The organism is Janthinobacterium sp. DSP2-3-3 (genome assembly GCF_049897325.1).
GTDB lineage: Bacteria > Pseudomonadota > Gammaproteobacteria > Burkholderiales > Burkholderiaceae_D > Janthinobacterium.
The window spans coordinates 210,765-226,637 of sequence record NZ_JAFCWA010000008.1 but is presented as its reverse complement, the minus strand read 5'-3'; the positions used below and the strand labels follow the sequence as shown (position 1 = coordinate 226,637).

The 15,873-nt window shown below is 60.8% G+C and carries 14 protein-coding genes; 9 read left to right on the top strand and 5 right to left on the bottom strand.

Annotated elements, in window-relative coordinates; translation table 11 throughout:
- Window positions 1-110 precede the first annotated feature (110 nt).
- Complete coding sequence (locus tag ACP7DE_RS17695; protein WP_426073337.1) at window positions 111-1,196, top strand: enoyl-CoA hydratase/isomerase family protein; 1,086 nt, start codon at window positions 111-113, stop codon at window positions 1,194-1,196.
- Here ACP7DE_RS17695 and rapZ read toward each other — a convergent pair whose 3' ends face one another.
- From rapZ to ilvA, 5 genes are all read right to left on the bottom strand, one after another.
- The gene (gene rapZ / locus ACP7DE_RS17690; protein WP_426073336.1) at window positions 1,197-2,060 is read right to left on the bottom strand and encodes an RNase adapter RapZ; all 864 of its coding nucleotides are present in this window, start codon (window positions 2,058-2,060) and stop codon (window positions 1,197-1,199) included.
- 219 nt (window positions 2,061-2,279) lie between these two features.
- Window positions 2,280-3,215 carry an HPr(Ser) kinase/phosphatase gene (hprK, locus tag ACP7DE_RS17685; protein WP_034753337.1) on the bottom strand — a complete coding sequence of 312 codons (936 nt, stop codon included), beginning with the start codon at window positions 3,213-3,215 and terminating at the stop codon, window positions 2,280-2,282.
- Between the two features lie 36 nt (window positions 3,216-3,251).
- The gene (locus ACP7DE_RS17680) at window positions 3,252-3,734 is read right to left on the bottom strand and encodes a PTS sugar transporter subunit IIA (protein WP_071079718.1); all 483 of its coding nucleotides are present in this window, start codon (window positions 3,732-3,734) and stop codon (window positions 3,252-3,254) included.
- Window positions 3,735-4,067: 333 nt separating this feature from the next.
- A complete protein-coding gene (queF, locus tag ACP7DE_RS17675; protein ID WP_426073335.1) occupies window positions 4,068-4,910 on the bottom strand; it encodes an NADPH-dependent 7-cyano-7-deazaguanine reductase QueF in 843 nt (280 codons plus the stop codon).
- An 82-nt stretch (window positions 4,911-4,992) separates the two neighbouring features.
- On the bottom strand, window positions 4,993-6,528 hold the full coding sequence (ilvA, locus tag ACP7DE_RS17670; protein WP_426073334.1) for a threonine ammonia-lyase, biosynthetic: 1,536 nt from the start codon (window positions 6,526-6,528) through the stop codon (window positions 4,993-4,995).
- 202 nt (window positions 6,529-6,730) lie between these two features.
- On the opposite strand from ilvA, the gene ACP7DE_RS17665 reads away from it, so the two are divergent.
- From ACP7DE_RS17665 to ACP7DE_RS17630, 8 genes are all read left to right on the top strand, one after another.
- On the top strand, window positions 6,731-7,222 hold the full coding sequence (locus ACP7DE_RS17665) for a YqaA family protein (RefSeq protein ID WP_426073333.1): 492 nt from the start codon (window positions 6,731-6,733) through the stop codon (window positions 7,220-7,222).
- Window positions 7,223-7,485: 263 nt separating this feature from the next.
- Window positions 7,486-11,526: a DUF3683 domain-containing protein gene (locus tag ACP7DE_RS17660; RefSeq protein ID WP_426073332.1), complete on the top strand. Its 4,041-nt coding sequence runs from the start codon at window positions 7,486-7,488 to the stop codon at window positions 11,524-11,526.
- A 5-nt stretch (window positions 11,527-11,531) separates the two neighbouring features.
- Entirely contained in the window at window positions 11,532-11,975 is a 444-nt protein-coding gene (locus ACP7DE_RS17655) for an HIT family protein (protein WP_426073393.1), read from the top strand.
- 9 nt (window positions 11,976-11,984) lie between these two features.
- Window positions 11,985-12,437, top strand: a complete 453-nt coding sequence (locus tag ACP7DE_RS17650) for a gamma-butyrobetaine hydroxylase-like domain-containing protein (protein WP_426073331.1) — start codon at window positions 11,985-11,987, stop codon at window positions 12,435-12,437.
- A gap of 97 nt (window positions 12,438-12,534) precedes the next feature.
- Window positions 12,535-12,879 (top strand): YciI family protein, encoded by a 345-nt coding sequence (locus ACP7DE_RS17645; protein ID WP_426073330.1) that lies wholly within the window; start codon window positions 12,535-12,537, stop codon window positions 12,877-12,879.
- 2 nt (window positions 12,880-12,881) lie between these two features.
- On the top strand, window positions 12,882-14,123 hold the full coding sequence (locus ACP7DE_RS17640; protein ID WP_426073329.1) for an RNA polymerase sigma factor: 1,242 nt from the start codon (window positions 12,882-12,884) through the stop codon (window positions 14,121-14,123).
- Between the two features lie 29 nt (window positions 14,124-14,152).
- Window positions 14,153-14,887 carry a bifunctional demethylmenaquinone methyltransferase/2-methoxy-6-polyprenyl-1,4-benzoquinol methylase UbiE gene (gene ubiE, locus ACP7DE_RS17635; RefSeq protein ID WP_426073328.1) on the top strand — a complete coding sequence of 245 codons (735 nt, stop codon included), beginning with the start codon at window positions 14,153-14,155 and terminating at the stop codon, window positions 14,885-14,887.
- A gap of 31 nt (window positions 14,888-14,918) precedes the next feature.
- Complete coding sequence (locus tag ACP7DE_RS17630; protein ID WP_426073327.1) at window positions 14,919-15,860, top strand: Tim44 domain-containing protein; 942 nt, start codon at window positions 14,919-14,921, stop codon at window positions 15,858-15,860.
- The last annotated feature ends 13 nt before the right edge of the window (window positions 15,861-15,873 follow it).

Sequence of the window (15,873 nt, the reverse complement as noted above, 5' to 3'; positions counted from 1 at the left end):
TGATCAACTAAGGGCGCACATTGCGCCCTTTTTTGCGCCCGGACCTGTCAAACGCAATATTCCCCTCGCAAGCGCTAGAATGTTCCCGTTCTCACTTTTTTCATTTTGCCATGAGCGACTTCGTCCAGACCTCCATTCGCAACCGCACGGGCCACATCGTGCTCGACCGCCCGAAAGCCTTGAATTCCTTGTCGCTGGACATGGTGCGCGCGCTGAGCGCGGCTTTGCTGGCCTGGCGCTACGATCCGCAGGTGGACGCCGTCGTGATCCGTTCCAGTAGTGAAAAAGCCCTGTGCGCCGGCGGCGACATCCGTTTCTTTTACGATGCGGGCCTGGCCACGCCGCAAGGCGGCAGTGCCCAACTGGAAGATTTCTTTACGGAAGAATACGCCTTAAATCATTTAATTCATTTCTATCCGAAACCGTATATCGCCGTGCTGGATGGCGTGGTGATGGGCGGCGGCATGGGCGTGGCGCAATCCGGGCCAGGCAACCGCCTGCGCATCGTCACGGGCCGCACGCGCATGGCCATGCCGGAAGTCAATATTGGCTTGTTCCCGGACGTGGGCGGCAGCTATTTTCTTTCCCGCCTGGCGGGCCAGCTGGGCCTGTACCTGGGCTTGACGGGTTTGACGATCAACGCGGCCGATGCCCTGTACACGGGCCTGGCCGATGTGTACCTGCCTGAGGCGCAGATGGGGGCGCTGTTGGACCTGTTCGAATCGACGCCGGGTGAGGCCTTGCCGGTGGCCATCAAGGCGCTGGCGGCACCGTTCCAGGCCGAGGCGGGCGCTTCTGTCTTGGCCGCGGCGCGCGCGGCGCTGGACCGCCATTTCGGCGCCCCTTCCGTTGCCGCCATCATGGCTTCGCTGGCGCAGGATGACAGCGTGTTCGCCAGCAAGGCCTTGGCGGCCATGCGTCTGCGTTCGCCGCTGATGATGTCGGTGACCCTGGAATTGCTGCAGCGGGGCGCCCACCTGGGTCTGGCCGATTGCCTGCGCATGGAGCGCACGGTGGTACGCCACAATTTCGAGCATGGCGAAGTGATCGAGGGCGTGCGCGCGCTGGTGGTCGACAAGGACAATGCGCCCCGCTGGAATCCATCCAGCCTGGACGAAGTCGATGCGGCCATGGTGGCGCGTTTCTTCGCTCCCGTCTGGCCGGCCGCCGCACATCCGCTTTACCGTCTGAATTAATTAAGAGCGCTCGCGGTGGCGCAGAACCACGCGCTCGTTGGGGCCGAAGTATTGCGCCAGCCGTTCCGCCATGTACACGGAGCGGTGCTGGCCGCCCGTGCAACCCAGGGCCACCGTCAGGTAGCTGCGGTTATCGGACTTGAATGACGGCAACCATTTCTCGATGAAGGCGCGGATGTCGGCCAGCAGTTCCAGCGCGCTCGGTTGTGCGTCGAGGAAGGCGATCACGGGCGCGTCGCGTCCGTCGAGCGGGCGCAGCGCCAAGTCGTAATAGGGATTCGGCAAGGCCCGCACGTCGAAGACGAAATCGGCGTCCAGCGGCACGCCCAGCTTGAAGGCGAACGATTCAAAGAACAGGGTCAGCGGGGCGCGTTCGGCGGCGACGATATCCTTGATCCAGGCGCGCAATTTGTTGGCGCTCAGTTCCGAGGTGTCGATCACATGGCCCAGCTGTTCAATGGCAGACAGGCGTTCGCGCTCTTCCGAGATGCATTCGATCAGGGTGCGGCGGCTGGCCGGATTCTGGTTCGGGCGCAATTCGTGCGACAACGGATGGCTGCGCCGCGTTTCGGAGAAACGCGCCACCAGTGAATGCGTGGTCGCCGTCAAAAACATGACCTTGACGTCGTGCCCTTGGTCGCGCAGCAGCGCCACATTGTGTGGCAGGCTGGTCAGCGACTCGGCACTGCGCGCATCGACGGCGACGGCCAGTTGTGGCGTCCCTTCGTCGAGCAGCGTTTGCACCAAACTGGGCAGCAAGGCCGGTGGCAGATTGTCGACACAATAATAGCCGGTATCTTCCAGCACATTGAGCGCGACGGATTTACCGGAGCCGGATATTCCGGTGATAAGGACGATATGCATACGCCGATCATACAATAAAGATCGGCGCTGCGCTCCCGAGGCAACTATCTTTACAAATTATTGCAATTTGGACTGGAGTGTTGGTTAAGCAAATGCTGGTGTCTTACCGAGCTCTCAATCCCCACTCATCGCCAAACGTTGGTGTCGCAGGGATTTCGGAGAGCGCTGCTCTCCGCCTGCGCAACGGTTCGCCCTTGCAAGGGTGAACTCCACTGCAGACTAGTCACCGCTCATAGCTAATCTCTGCCGCTCCATGAACTCCTGCAAGGTATCGATGCCGCGCAGTTGCAAAATCGTATTGCGCACGGCCGCTTCCAGCAGCACGGCGATGTTGCGGCCGGCGGCGACGGGGATGACAACCTTGCGCACGGGCAAGCCGAGTACGTCTTCCGTGGGGAACAGGAAGGGCAGGCGCTCGACTTCTTCTTCCAGCGCGTTGCGGCGCACCAGATGCACGATCAGTTTCAAGCGCATCTTGCGGCGCACGGCCGTTTCGCCAAAGATGGCCTTGATGTCGAGCAAGCCCAGGCCCCGCACTTCCAGCAGGTTTTGCAGCAGGGGCGGGCAGCGGCCTTCGATCATGTTCGGCGCGATGCGCGAGAATTCCACGGCGTCATCGGCCACCAGGCCGTGGCTGCGCGAAATCAGTTCCAGGCCCAGCTCGCTCTTGCCCAGGCCAGAGTCGCCCGTGATCAGCACGCCGACGCCCAGCACGTCCATGAACACGCCATGCATGATGATGCGCTGCGCCAGCTTTTTCGACAGGTAGACGCGCAGGAAGTCGATCACTTGCGCGGCCGGCAGCGGGGTGGAGAACAGGGGAATGTTTTGCTCGTCGCAGATGGCGAGGATGTCGGGCGGGGTTTCCAACCCTTGCGCGATGATCAGCGCGGGCGGGCCGCCAGCGATCAGTTCGCCAATCACGTGGGTGCGCGTATTGACCTTCAGGCGCTGGTAGTAATTGATTTCCTGGTGGCCGAAGACCTGGATACGGCCTGGATGGATCAGGTTCAAGTGGCCCACCTGGTCGGCGGCCGACGAGACATCGCCCGAGATCAGGCGCTCGCCGCCGGGGAAGCCGGCGAACCAGCCCAGTTGCAGACTTTCACGATTATCGTCGTACAGGCGTTGTATCGTCAGTGGCGTTTGCAACATGGCAGTCTTCTTCAGGAGTGGAGGAATACCTGAAGTTTAACCCGCCGCTTGCAGACTGGGTTGCCAATTGACGATGCGCGAATGCACGGATTTCGGCTCCGGATCCGTGGCCAGCGCCGTGCGGAAAGCATCGTCGGAAAACATTTCGGCAATTTCCGACAAAATTTCCAGATGTTGCTGGGTGACATGATCGGGAATCAGCAGGAAAAACAGCAGATTGACGGGCTTGCCATCGGGCGACTCGAAGGGAATCGGCTCGGCCAGGCGCACGAAGGCGCCCAGCGGCGCTTTCAAGGTCTTGCTGCCCTTGACGCGGCCGTGCGGTACGGCCACGCCATGCCCCAGGCCTGTCGAGCCCAGGCGTTCGCGGGCAAACAGATTGTCCGAAACGGTAGAGCGGGCGATGCCGTAGTTGTTTTCGAAGATCAGGCCGGCTTGCTCGAAGGCGCGCTTTTTACTGGAGACTTCCAGGTCCAGCAGGACGTTTTCGAGGGATAGTATTTTGCTAAGATTAGTCATGACACTCAATGAAATGGTGCAATGCGCAGAGGGCTTGCGAGCCGAATTATAGGCCTGTTTCTGCGGCCTGTAACGCCAATTCTCAACAGTATACGCCCGCTGTGGGCGCAGTGTGCGCTACAGCCCATGTCGCCATCATTTTGGCAAAAAACCAACACCGGGGTGTATCGGCTATTTCTTGATTAAAAACACGCGCCGCGCCGGTTTTTCCGCCGCCGAATGCCGATTTTCCGATTTTTCAGCGTCTTTGAGATGCACCGGTGCACTACTGCAACGTTGTTTTAAAACACCGCCAACATTCCTGTTGGCATGATTTCAAGGTGTTGCGCCGTGTTACTGGCGCGCATTACGCAGATTGCCCGGCATCGCGCCCGTGCTGTAGTTGCTGCGCCACGGATTGATATCGAGTCCGCCGCGGCGCGTATAGCGCGCATACACGGACAGTTTTTGCGGCTTGCACTGGCGCAAGATATCGACAAAGATGCGCTCCACGCATTGCTCATGGAATTCATTGTGTTCGCGGAAACCAATCAGGTAGCGCAACAGGCTTTCCTGATCGATCTGTGGTCCTGCATACGCGATCTGCACGCTGCCCCAGTCCGGCTGGCCCGTCACCAGGCAATTCGATTTGAGCAAGTGTGAGATGAGTTTTTCTTCCACCGGAGCTTCATCCAGCGCTGCCTTCAAGAGTTGCGGCGAAGGCGTGTACTCGGTAATTTCCAGGTCCAGGCGGTCGAGCAGTACGCCATCGAATTCGCCCATTTTGAGCTTGCCAAAATCTTCCTGCAAGGTCAGTTCCACTTGCACGGGCGCGCCAAAACCCGTCGACAAATCCTGCTTGAGCAGGGCCAGCAGCGCATCCGGGCCGTCCAGTTTGGTCTGGTTGAACGAGTTCAGGTACAGCTTGAACGATTTCGATTCAATGATGTTCGGCGAATCGGCCGGCGCGCTGACCTTGGCAATGGCCACCTGCGGCTTGCCGCGCTGGTTCAGCCATGACAGTTCGTAGGCATTCCAGATATCGAAGCCAAAGAACGGCAGTGTGCCGTGCAGTTCCAGTTCATCGCGCTTGCCCTGGCGGGGAATCGGGAACAGCAGTTCCGGTGCGTAATCGCTGCGGTAGGCGGAGTTTTTGCCCAGGGGCGATTGTTCGGCGAGGTCGTGGGTGGCGGTCATGGTCGTGTGGCGTGAATTCAGTCAAGCACGCATGGTAGCCTAATTCCCCCAGCGGCGAGTAGTCGCCGTTGGGAGGTGATGCTTAACCCAAAAACAGCTTATACACAGGATTGCTGCTTTCATCCCAGTAACGGTACCCCAGGGTGTCGAGGAAGCGGGCAAACTCGCCCATCTCGTCGGGTGGCACTTGCAGGCCGATGAGGATGCGGCCCACGTCGCCGCCCTGGCTGCGGTAATGACACAGGGAAATATTCCAGTTCGGCGCCATGCTGTCGAGGAAGCGCATCAGCGCACCGGGGCGCTCTGGGAATTCAAAGCGGTATAGCAGCTCGTCCTGGGCCAGCCGGCTCTTGCCACCGACCAGATGGCGGATGTGCGACTTGGCCAGCTCGTCGTGCGTCAGGTCGAGCGTCTTGAATTCGTGTTCCTCGAATGTCTTCGCCAGCACGCCCGATTCATGCCTGTCGGCAATTTGAATGCCGACGAACACGTGCGCGGCTTTTTCATCGCTGATGCGGTAATTAAATTCCGTCACGTTGCGCGCGCCGATGAGTGAGCAGAAGCGCTTGAAGCTGCCTCGCTGTTCGCGCATGGTGACGGCAAACACGGCTTCGCGGAACTCGCCCAGCTCGGCACGCTCGGCGACGAAGCGCAAGCGGTCGAAATTCATGTTGGCGCCGCAGGCGATGGTGACCAGCGTCTGGTTGACGACAGGGTGCTTGCTCAGGCTGGCCCGCTCCACATAGGCCTTGGCACCCGCGATGGCCAGTGCGCCGGCCGGTTCCAGGATGCTGCGCGTATCCGTAAACACATCCTTGATGGCGGCGCAAATGGCGTCCGTGTCGACGATAATGACTTCATCGACATATTGCTGTGCCAAACGGAAGGTTTCTTCGCCCACCAGGCGCACGGCCGTGCCGTCCGAAAATAGCCCCACGTCGGGCAGGGTGACGCGTTCGCCCGCTTTCAGCGAGCGCGCCATGGCGTCCGAATCGACCGTTTGCACGCCGATGATCTTGATGTCGGGGCGAATCTGTTTCACGTACGCAGCCACGCCGGCGATCAGGCCGCCGCCGCCGATGGCGACGAAGATGGCGTGGATGGGGCCGGAATGCTGGCGCAGGATTTCCATGCCGATCGTACCCTGGCCGGCGATCACGTCCGGATCGTCGAACGGGTGCACGAAGGTCAGCTTCTGTTCTTTTTCCAGGGTCAGCGCGTGGTTATAAGCATCCGTGTAGGACTCGCCGTGCAGCACGATTTCCACATGTACGCCACCGCGCGCCTTGACGGCGTCGATCTTGACGGGGGGCGTGGTGGTGGGCATGACGATGACGGCGCGGCAACCCATGCGCGCTGCCGACAGGGCCACGCCCTGGGCATGGTTGCCGGCCGAGGCGCAAATGACGCCGCGCTTGCGTTCCGCATCGCTGAGCTGGGCCATCTTGTTGTAGGCGCCGCGAATCTTGAAGCTGAACACGCTTTGCATGTCTTCGCGCTTGAAGTAAATCTGGTTGTTCAGGCGCTGCGACAGGGCTGGGGCCAGTTCCAGCGGCGTTTCGGTGGCGACGTCATAGACGCGGGCGGTCAGGATTTTCTTGAGGTAGTCGATGTTCATAGTCTGCTAGCAAGTGATTCTGGGCCAGAAAGGCTCTGGAGCGTGTCGGTCGATAGCGGCGGCGCGGCGGCGGATAGCCTGGCGACAAATAATGCTCTGTGGAACTAGGGGCCGGTGAGCCCTGGCTGGTCGGCGCGGATTGTGCGGCGCGCAAGCTGCGCTTCATTATAATGGAGAGCCTTACTGCATCGCGAAGTGTTCCATGATCGAATCCGCAATCGCCTGGCTGCTGCAGCTGATCGCAGCGCCGGAAGTCGGGCTGACATCGATCTTTCTGATCAGCTTTATTTCCGCCACCTTGCTGCCGCTCGGCTCGGAGCCGGCCGTGTTTGCCGTCATCAAGGCCAATCCCGCGTTGTTCTGGGCCGCCATCGGCGTCGCCACCCTGGGCAATACCTTGGGCGGCATCGTCGACTACTGGATGGGCTACCGTGCCAAACAGGCGTTCGCCAAGGAGCGCGACACGCGCTGGTTCCGCTGGCTGGCCCGCTATGGCGCCAAGACCATGCTGCTGGCCTGGCTGCCGCTCGTGGGCGACCCCCTGTGCACGCTGGCGGGCTGGCTCAAGCTGCCATTCTGGCCCAGCGTGGCCTACATGGCCATCGGCAAGTGCGCGCGCTACCTGACCATGACGGGCTTGCTGTTGTACGTGCCCGACGGCGTATGGCACCGGATCGGACAAATGCTGGCGTGATGGCGATGGTACGTATTGCAACGCCTGTTTGCCCTTTTTTTGGGCAGATTGATAGTTTGTGGCTGAGTCCGATTCTTGGCAGTTTCACGTAAAAAAATCAGAAAAACTGATTTTTTATTCATGAAAAAGTAAGCTTTCCCGTATTTGCTATGGTGATGGGTGAGGTGCTTAAACCTTAGGCGGCCTAAGGCTGTTCCCGCATGCTGCGGCGCAATAAGATAAAATAGTCCTTTAGGGCCCAGTCCACATCGTCACCATACTCCATGAACGCTCCCGCACAACTCCAAGCTTTACTGGCAGAAACGCCGAATGGTCCCGCAGCAAGCCGCCTGCGCGAAATCCCGTATAACTACACGTCGTTTTCCGATCGCGAGATCGTCATACGCCTGTTGGGGGAGGACTCCTGGCGCCTGCTCGACGAGCTGCGCGGCGCCCGCCAGACGGGCCGTTCGGCCCGCATGCTGTACGAGGTGCTGGGCGACATCTGGGTGGTGCGCCGCAATCCCTACCTGCAAGATGACTTGCTCGATAACCCGAAGCGCCGCCAAGGCTTGATCGATGCCTTGCATCACCGCCTGGCCGAAGTCGACAAGCGCCGCCTGGGCATCGATGCGGCCGGCGGCGATGTCGCGGTTAGTGGCGAAGCGCCCGAAGTGGCGCAGGCGCGAAGCCACAATGTGGAACTGCTGCTGAAAGCGGCCAGCAAGGCCGTGGCCGATTTCGGCGACGAGTTCCGCAAGACCTATGACTTGCGCAAGCGCACGGTCAAGGTGCTGGGGCGCTACACGGAAAAACACAATGTGCGTTTCGATGGCATGACGCGCGTGTCGCACGTGACGGACGCCACCGACTGGCGCGTCGAATACCCGTTCGTCGTCCTGACGCCCGACACGGAAGAAGAAATGGCCGGCCTGGTGAAAGGCTGCATCGAGCTGGGGCTGACCATCATCCCGCGCGGCGGCGGCACCGGCTACACGGGCGGCGCGATTCCCCTGACGCCGATGTCGGCCGTCATCAACACGGAAAAACTGATTACCCTGGGCGCCGTGGAAATGACGCTCTTGCCCGGCCTCACGCACGAATACGCGACGATCAATTCGGGCGCGGGCGTGATCACGAACAAGGTATCGGAAGCGGCGGAAAAGGCCGGCTTCGTGTTTGCCGTCGACCCGACCTCGGCGCACGCCTCTTGCATCGGTGGTAACGTTGCCATGAATGCGGGCGGCAAGAAGGCCGTGCTGTGGGGTACGGCGCTGGACAACCTGGCGTCGTGGCGCATGGTCGACCCGAACGGCGACTGGCTCGATGTCACGCGTCTCGACCATAACCTGGGCAAAATCCACGATATCGCACTGGCACGTTTCCAGCTGGAATGGCGCCACCCGAGTACGCGCGACGCGACGAAACCAAACGCGCCGTTCAAGACGGAAATCCTGGAAATTCCCGGCCGCCGCTTCCGCAAGGAAGGCCTGGGCAAGGATGTGACGGACAAGTTCCTCGCCGGCTTGCCGGGTATCCAGAAAGAAGGCTGCGACGGCCTGATCACGTCGGCGCGCTGGATCTTGCACAAGATGCCGAAGTTCGCCCGTACCGTCTGCCTGGAATTCTTTGGCCAGGCGCGCGACGCGATTCCATCGATCGTGGAAATCAAGGATTACCTCGATGGCTTGCCGGCCAAGGGCGAGCAATACACGAGCATCCGCCTGGCGGGCCTGGAACACCTGGACGAGCGCTACCTGCGCGCCGTCGGTTACGCCACCAAGTCGAAGCGGGGCGTGCTGCCGAAGATGGCCTTGTTTGGCGACATCGTCGGCGACGATGAAAATGCCGTCGCGCAAGCGGCGTCGGAAGTGGTGCGCATCGCCAACACCCGCGTGGGCGAAGGCTTTGTTGCCGTCAGCGCGGAAGCGCGCAAGAAATTCTGGCTCGATCGCGCCCGCACGGCGGCCATTGCCAAGCACACCAACGCGTTCAAGATTAATGAAGACGTGGTGATTCCCCTGAATCGCATGGGCGAATACACCGATGGTATCGAGCGCATCAATATCGAACTGTCGATCAAGAACAAGCTGCAACTGGCCGATGCCCTCAGTGAATTCTTTGCCAAGGGTAACTTGCCAATTGGCAAGAGCGACGATGCGTCGGACGACCGGGTCGACGACGCTGAAATGCTGGGCGACCGCGCCGAGCAGGCGCAGCAATTGCTGGCGCAAGTCACGGCACGTTGGACCTATCTGCTGGCCCAGCTGGACCGTCCGCTGGCGGACGTGAAAAACGAGTTGGCTGAACTGGGCCTGGAGCGTTTGCTGCCCGTGTTCGATGCACGCCTGGAAACGCAGCCCGCTGCCACCCTGTTTGACGTGGTGCAGGACCGTACCGTGCGCATTACCTGGAAGCAAGAGATTCGTGCGCAACTGCGCCAGATCTTCAACGGCGCCGCTTTCAAGCTGATCCTTGATGAGGCGACCGCCATCCATGCGCGCATTCTGCGTAGCCGCGTGTTTGTCGCGCTGCACATGCATGCGGGCGACGGTAACGTGCACACAAACTTGCCCGTCAACTCGGACAATTACGAAATGCTGCAAGATGCCCACCAAGCCGTGGGCCGCATCATGATACTGGCCCGCTCGCTGAATGGCGTCATTTCCGGCGAGCATGGTATCGGCATTACCAAGCTGGAATTCTTGACGGAAGAAGAAATCGGCGAGTTCCGCAGCTACAAGCAGCGCATCGACCCGGAAGGCCGTTTTAATAAAGGCAAATTGCTGAATCTGCCGGGCATCGGCGCCGACTTGCGCAATGCCTATACGCCATCGTTCGGCCTGATGGGCCACGAATCGCTGATCATGCAGCAAAGCGATATCGGCGCCATCGCCGACAGCGTCAAGGATTGCTTGCGCTGCGGCAAGTGCAAACCCGTATGCGCGACCCACGTGCCGCGCGCCAACTTGCTGTACTCGCCACGCGACAAGATCTTGGCGACCTCGTCCCTGATTGAAGCCTTCCTGTACGAAGAGCAGACGCGCCGCGGCATTTCCATCAAGCATTGGGAAGAGTTCGAGGATGTGGCCGATCACTGCACGGTGTGCCATAAATGCGTCACGCCTTGCCCCGTCAATATCGACTTTGGCGACGTGTCGATGAACATGCGCAACTTGCTGCGCAAGATGGACAAGAAGAGTTTTAATCCCGGCACCAAGGCAACGATGCTGTTCCTCAACGCCACCGATCCCGTGACCATCAACGCCACGCGCAAGGTCATGATCGACTGGGGCTACAAGGCGCAGCGCCTGGGCCACGATTTACTGAAGAAATTTGCCAAGAAGCAGACCAAGGCGCCGCCGCCATCGACAGGCAAGCCACCGGTCAAGGCGCAGGTGATCCATTTCATCAATAAAAAGATGCCGGGCAACCTGCCGAAGAAAACGGCGCGCGCGTTGCTCGACATCGAAGACGATAAAGTCATCCCCATCATCCGCAATCCGAAGACGACCACGGCCGATACGGAAGCCGTGTTCTACTTCCCCGGTTGCGGTTCGGAGCGCTTGTTCTCGCAAGTGGGCCTGGCGACGCAGGCGATGCTGTGGGAAGTGGGCGTGCAGACGGTCTTGCCGCCCGGTTACCTGTGCTGCGGTTATCCGCAGCGGGGCGCGGGCGAGTTCGACAAGGCCGAGAAGATGATGACGGACAACCGCGTCTTGTTCCACCGCATGGCCAACACGCTCAATTACCTGGATATCAAAACGGTGCTCGTCTCGTGCGGCACCTGTTATGACCAGCTGGCAACCTACCAGTTTGAAAAGATTTTCCCCGGCTGCCGCATCATGGATATCCATGAGTACTTGCTGGAGAAAAACGTCAAGCTGGAAGGCGTCAACGGCACGCGCTATATGTACCACGAGCCATGCCACAATCCGATGAAGCTGCAGGAATCGGGCAAGACCATCAATTCCCTGATCAGCACGGTAGACAACGTGAAGATCGAGAAGAATGACCGTTGCTGCGGCGAATCGGGTTCCCTGGCCGTCACGCGTCCCGACATTTCCACGCAAGTGCGTTTCCGCAAGGAAGAAGAGATGGTCAAGGGTGCCGACAAGTTGCGCGGTGACGGGTTCACGGGCGACGTAAAAATCCTCACCAGCTGCCCATCGTGCCTGCAAGGCTTGTCGCGCTACAATGACGATTCGGGCACCACGGCCGACTACATCGTCGTCGAGATCGCCAAACATTTGCTGGGAGAGAACTGGATGCCGGATTACGTGAAACGCGCGAATGACGGCGGCATTGAACGGGTGCTCGTGTGACCTCCTTGACCTGTGATTTATGTCAGTTGCTCGATAGCTTCGCCAACAAGCAGGGTTGTGCAACCTTGCTGTGGCGTAGCGAGCGCCTGTCCGTGGTGGCCGTCGACGATCCAAGCTACCCCGGCTTTTGCCGCGTGATCTGGAACAAACACGTGAAGGAAATGACGGATTTGACGCCCGGTGAGCGCAACTATGTCATGGAAGTCGTGTGGCAAGTCGAGCTGGCCGTGCGCGAAGTCATGCAACCGGAAAAGGTCAATGTGGCCAGTTTCGGCAACATGACGCCGCACGTGCATTGGCACGTGATTCCCCGCTACCGCGACGATGCGCATTTCCCACATCCCAGCTGGGCGGTGATCCAGCGCGAGACGGCGCCCGCCGTGCTGGCCGCGCGCCGCGCCCTGTTGCCGGCACTGCGCGCCGCCATCATTCAACGTTTATCCGCATAAAGTATTGTCATGACTGAAAAAGTAGCAACACCCCAACCGACCGGCTTGACCGTGCACAACCAGTCGCGCGTGCTCGACGTGGCGTTCGATGATGGCAGCACATTTGCGCTGCCGTTCGAATACCTGCGCGTGTACTCGCCGTCGGCCGAAGTGCAGGGCCATGGCAAGGGCCAGGAAACCTTGCAACTAGGAAAACGCCTGGTCGGCATCACGGGCATCGAGCCTGTCGGCAACTACGCCGTGCAGCCGACTTTCAGCGATGGCCACAATTCCGGCCTGTACACCTGGGCCTACCTGTACAAGCTGGGCGCGCAGCAAGCGACCCTGTGGCAGGATTACCTGGATCGTCTGACGGCGGCCGGCTACCCGGGCGATAGCGGCCGCGATGCCAAGGCCGACATGACGGTCAAGCAAGCGTCCGGCGGTCATGTGCATGGCCCGAGCTGCGGGCATAAACATTAAGCAAAAAAAATAATGCGGTAATCTGTCGGAAAACCGCCGCCCCGTTCGTCGTATGAATGCCCGCGCTTGCGGGCATTTTTCTTTTGGAGAAGAGACTATGGAATACATGATCCTGATCTATGCCGACGAGGCGCGCTATGCCGCCATGGAAGAGGGCCAGATGGCCAGCCTGATGGCCGACTTTGCCAGCTATACGCAAGCTCTGGAAGCGGCCGGCGTGCTGCGCGGCGGGGCCGAGCTGGCGTCCGTGGGCAGCGCCACCAGCGTGCGTGTGCAAAATGGCAAGCCTGTCATCACGGATGGGCCGTTTGCGGAAACCAAGGAGCAGCTGGGCGGCTACTATCTGCTAGCCTGCGCCAACCTGGACGAGGCGCTGGCCTGGGCTGCGCGTTGTCCGGTAGCCTCTTTGGGCACTATCGAAGTACGGCCCGTCACGGCCTGACGATGATCTGCGACGCCATGTCGGCCGTCGAGCATGTCTTTCGCCAGGAGCGGGGCAGGGTGCTGGCCAGCCTGATGCGGCGTTTCGGTGACCTGGACCTGGCGGAAGATGTGCTGCAGGAAGCATGCCGCAAGGCATTGGAACTGTGGCCGCGCACGGGCATACCCGATAATCCCGCCGCCTGGCTCAGTTCCGTGGCGCGTAACGCGGGCCTCGATCAGGTGCGTCGGGCGGGCAAGAGCATCAGCGATGCCGAGGCTGTGCTGTCGAGTCTGCCGGCGGCCATTATTCAAGAAACACACGCCATCGAGGACGACCGTTTGCGCCTGCTGTTCATCTGTTGCCATCCCGCGCTGGCGCCCGAGGCGCAAGTGGCGCTGGCCCTGCGCACCCTGTGTGGCTTGTCCACGGCCGAGATCGCGCGCGCCTTCGGCCTGGCGGAAGCGGCCCTGTCGCAGCGGCTATTGCGCGCCAAACGCAAGATCGCCGAAGCGCGCATCCCCTTCGAGTTACCGCGGACGCAAGATTGGCCACAACGGCTGGCGCAAGTGCTGCAGGTAATCTATCTGGTGTTCAGCGAAGGCTATTGCGCCAGCGGGGGTGACACCCTGCTGCGCGCGGACCTGTGCGCGGAGGCGCTGCGGCTGGGACGGCTGCTCGACGCTTTACAGCCCGGCCGGCCGGAAGTGCAGGGTTTATTGGCCCTGATGCTGCTGCAGGCGTCGCGCGGCCCGGCCCGCCTCTCGCCCGAAGGATATTTGCTGACCTTGGAAGAACAAGACCGGCGCCTGTGGCAGAGTGACTTGATTGCCGAGGGACTGGCCGTGCTGGAAGTAGCCTTGCCGACGCGCGCGCCAGGACCATATCAATTGCAGGCGGCCATTGCCGCCTTGCACGCCAAAGCGGCTGCAGCCAGCCAGACGGACTGGCGCCAGATCAGCGCCCTGTATGGCGCCTTGCTGCGGCACAAGCCGGAACCCTTGATTTTGCTCAATGCGGTGATTGCCTGTGCCATGGCGCATGGCGCCGAACACGGCCTGGCCTGGCTGGCGCGGCTGGAAACCGTGCCCAGCCTGGCGCAATCGCATTATCTGCATGCGGCCAGGGCCGACTTGCTGCGCCGCCACGGCGACCGGCCGGGGGCGCTGGCGGCGTATGCCCGGGCGGCAATGCTTGCTGCGAATGCAGTGGAAAGGCAATACCTTCTCCGGCGTCACGGGGAAATGCGCCTGCCGCTTGTATAATGCTCCCAAGTTCAAACAGACTGCCTACCATGACCAATACGACCCATTTCGGATACAAAACAGTTGCAGAAGACGACAAAGTGCGCGAAGTCGCCAAGGTGTTCCATTCCGTCGCTGCCAAATACGACGTGATGAACGACTTGATGTCGGGCGGGCTGCACCGTCTGTGGAAGACGTTCACGATTGCCAATGCGGGCGTGCGCCCCGGCTTCAAGGTGCTCGACATCGCCGGCGGCACGGGCGACCTGTCGAAGGCATTTGCCAAGCAGGCGGGCCCCACCGGCGAAGTCTGGTTGACCGATATCAATGAATCGATGTTGCGCGTAGGCCGCGACCGCCTCTTGAATCGCGGCTTGCTCACCCCCACCTTGTTGTGTGACGCGGAGAAACTGCCATTCCCCGATAACTATTTTGACCGTGTTAGCGTGGCCTTTGGCCTGCGCAACATGACGCACAAGGATGTGGCGCTGGCGGAAATGCGCCGCGTGCTGAAACCGGGTGGCAAGCTGCTGGTGCTGGAATTTTCCAAGGTGGCCGCTCCCCTGCAAAAGCCGTACGACCTGTATTCGTTCTCGGTCTTGCCGTGGTTCGGAAAAAAAATCGCCGGCGACGCGGAAAGCTATCGCTACCTGGCAGAATCGATCCGCATGCACCCGGACCAGGAAACGCTGAAGACCATGATGGAAACGGCAGGCCTGGAGCGCGTGCAGTACTACAATTTGACGGCAGGCATTGCCGCTTTGCATACCGGTATCAAGATGTAATGCATCAATGTTGGTGATTTTAGGAGATGGAATGAAATTGAAGAAATTTATGGTCGGCATGATGCTGGCCGCGACCACGGTATCCATGCTGGGCGAGGCGCTGGCCCGACCCATGGGCGGTGGCCGTTCGTTTGGCCGCCAGTCGCAAAACGTGGGCCGCCAGGCGCCCGCACCGGCGCCGACCCCGGCACCGGCTGCCACGCCACGCCAGGCGCAACCTGCACCGGCCCCCGCGCCGGCGCCTGCCGCCAAGGCCCCGAGCCGTTGGAAGGGCTTGCTGGGCGGTGCCTTGCTGGGCCTGGGCCTGGGCGCGCTGCTGTCGCATTTCGGCCTGGGCGGCGCCCTGGCCAGCATGATCAGCACCCTGCTGATGGTGGCCTTGTTGGCCGGCGTGGTCTTCTTCATCTACCGCATGGTGCGCGGCAAGCGTGACAGCAACGCCGGCGGCAATGCGCCGTTCGCGGGCTTTGGCGGCAACCAGCCGGCACCGGCCGGCAACGTGCCTGACATTGGTTCGCGCATTCCACCGCTGCAGCCCGTTTCGTCCGGCGTCGGCCTGGACAAGCCGGTCCCGGCACCAGTTGCCGCGCCATGGGGCGTGCCAAGCGACTTCGACAAGGAAGCCTTCCTGCGCCACGCGAAAAGCAATTTCATTCGCTTGCAAGCGGCCTGGGACAAGGCGGACGTCAACGATATCCGCGAATTCACGTCGCCGGAAGTGTATGCGGAACTGCGCATGCAAATCCAGGAACGGGGCGCGCAGCCGGACTTTACCGATGTCGTCACCATCGACGCCGAATTGATGGGGATCGAGACCAGCGTTAACGATTACCTGGCCAGCGTGAAGTTTACGGGCCTGATCCGTTCGGCGCAGGGTGCGGCAGCGGAACCGTTCGCGGAAGTGTGGAATATGTCGAAACCCGTCAGCGGCAATAGCGGCTGGGTCTTGGCAGGCATCCAGCAATTGAATTAATTGTCAAAACTTG

Excerpts from the sequence above, each read along its gene's own strand:
- ACP7DE_RS17695 (WP_426073337.1), top strand. The coding sequence starts at position 111 with ATGAGCGACTTCGTCCAGACCTCCATTCGCAACCGCACGGGCCACATC.
- rapZ (WP_426073336.1), bottom strand. The coding sequence starts at position 2,060 with ATGCATATCGTCCTTATCACCGGAATATCCGGCTCCGGTAAATCCGTC.
- hprK (WP_034753337.1), bottom strand. The coding sequence starts at position 3,215 with ATGTTGCAAACGCCACTGACGATACAACGCCTGTACGACGATAATCGT.
- ACP7DE_RS17680 (WP_071079718.1), bottom strand. The coding sequence starts at position 3,734 with ATGACTAATCTTAGCAAAATACTATCCCTCGAAAACGTCCTGCTGGAC.
- queF (WP_426073335.1), bottom strand. The coding sequence starts at position 4,910 with ATGACCGCCACCCACGACCTCGCCGAACAATCGCCCCTGGGCAAAAAC.
- ilvA (WP_426073334.1), bottom strand. The coding sequence starts at position 6,528 with ATGAACATCGACTACCTCAAGAAAATCCTGACCGCCCGCGTCTATGAC.
- ACP7DE_RS17665 (WP_426073333.1), top strand. The coding sequence starts at position 6,731 with ATGATCGAATCCGCAATCGCCTGGCTGCTGCAGCTGATCGCAGCGCCG.
- ACP7DE_RS17660 (WP_426073332.1), top strand. The coding sequence starts at position 7,486 with ATGAACGCTCCCGCACAACTCCAAGCTTTACTGGCAGAAACGCCGAAT.
- ACP7DE_RS17650 (WP_426073331.1), top strand. The coding sequence starts at position 11,985 with ATGACTGAAAAAGTAGCAACACCCCAACCGACCGGCTTGACCGTGCAC.
- ACP7DE_RS17645 (WP_426073330.1), top strand. The coding sequence starts at position 12,535 with ATGGAATACATGATCCTGATCTATGCCGACGAGGCGCGCTATGCCGCC.
- ACP7DE_RS17640 (WP_426073329.1), top strand. The coding sequence starts at position 12,882 with ATGATCTGCGACGCCATGTCGGCCGTCGAGCATGTCTTTCGCCAGGAG.
- ubiE (WP_426073328.1), top strand. The coding sequence starts at position 14,153 with ATGACCAATACGACCCATTTCGGATACAAAACAGTTGCAGAAGACGAC.
- ACP7DE_RS17630 (WP_426073327.1), top strand. The coding sequence starts at position 14,919 with ATGAAATTGAAGAAATTTATGGTCGGCATGATGCTGGCCGCGACCACG.